Raw genomic sequence first — 1,324 nt, 5'->3', positions numbered from 1 at the left:
ATATAATTTAAAAGAGAACGGAGGTTTTCTAATGCAGTATCAAAAAGATGAAGTACGGAATAGAATAGTTGAAGAAGCATTAATTGAGTTTAATGAAAAGGGCTATGAAGGTGCTTCTATAAGAAGTATAGCTAAAAAATCCAATACATCTGTGGGAAATATATATAAATATTTTAAATCAAAAGAGGATTTGTACGAAAATCTTATTGGATCTATTTACAATAGATTTATGGACTATGTTAAGCAATTTGACAAAGTGGAGCTTAATGAAAAAGCAGAAGTTGTTTTCTTCCAGCTAGTGGATGAGATAATGGAAATCTTCAATGTAAGTAATGTAGAGATTTCTATACTCCTTAATAAGAGTAAAGGGTCTATATATGAGAACTGTAAAAGTGTTTTTGTGGATTTTGCCACAAGAATCTCCACAGAAAAAATGCAATATGAATTATCCTTGAGAGGTAAGAGACTTAAGAATAATTTTATTATATATGTTCTTAGCCATAGCCTTATTGAGAGCATTGCTCTTATTGTTAGGGAACGTACTGATGGTGCAGAAGTTAGAAAACTTATAGTTAATTTAATTGATGTTTTTTATTCTAATGTTATAAATAAATTAGACACAGAAGATATAAAATAACAACAAGGATGAGGCTTTCAAAATGAAAGTTTAACTAAATTTTAATAAGATAAGTGTCCTAGCCACATTAGGTGGAAGCACTGGCAAAAGTGAAATTTTGGTGGAAGTAATATCCCACTAAAAGTAGTATGGACAAATTAAACTTGTTCATTATTTATATAACTTGTATTACTAAATAGCTAAGAGTAATAGTCTATACAGACGTTTAATCAACAGTAATTAGCTAATTGACAATATAAATTATATAAAACCAAAGATTAGAAATATTTTTTTAAGTTAAAAGAGAACCATTGTTCATAACAATAATAAAGGAGATACTAAAATGGCAGGTTATGTTGAATTTAAAAATGTAAAAAAGAGCTATGATATGGGTGAAGTAGTTATTAAGGCAGTTGATGATGTTTCATTTTCTATAGATAAGGGAGAGTTTGTTGTTATTCTTGGTGCCAGTGGTGCAGGAAAGTCAACAATACTAAATCTTTTAGGTGGTATGGATCAGGCTACTGAAGGAAGTATTTATGTAGATGGTAACGAGATAAGCAAATATAATAAAAGAATGCTTACAAAATATAGACGTGATGATATTGGATTTGTTTTTCAATTTTATAATTTAGTTCAGAATTTGAATGCAGTGGAAAATGTAGAGCTGGCGGTGGAAATTTGTGCAGATTGCATGAAGCCAGAGGA

Annotated in this window: 2 protein-coding genes; both read left to right on the top strand. The window is 29.6% G+C overall.

Features of this window, described 5'->3' with window-relative positions; genetic code table 11:
• Positions 1 to 637 (top strand): TetR/AcrR family transcriptional regulator (locus tag RR409_RS19010; RefSeq protein WP_332559355.1); only part of this gene is annotated, 637 nt, incomplete at its 5' end.
• 322 nt (positions 638 to 959) lie between these two features.
• A partial coding sequence (locus RR409_RS19005) for an ATP-binding cassette domain-containing protein (protein ID WP_332559354.1) occupies positions 960 to 1,324 on the top strand: 365 nt, incomplete at its 3' end.

This window comes from Clostridium sp., assembly GCF_036642255.1.
Taxonomy (GTDB): domain Bacteria; phylum Bacillota; class Clostridia; order Clostridiales; family Clostridiaceae; genus Clostridium_J.
Note: the sequence above shows the minus strand (reverse complement) of the source record. Positions and strands in the feature narration are given on the sequence as shown.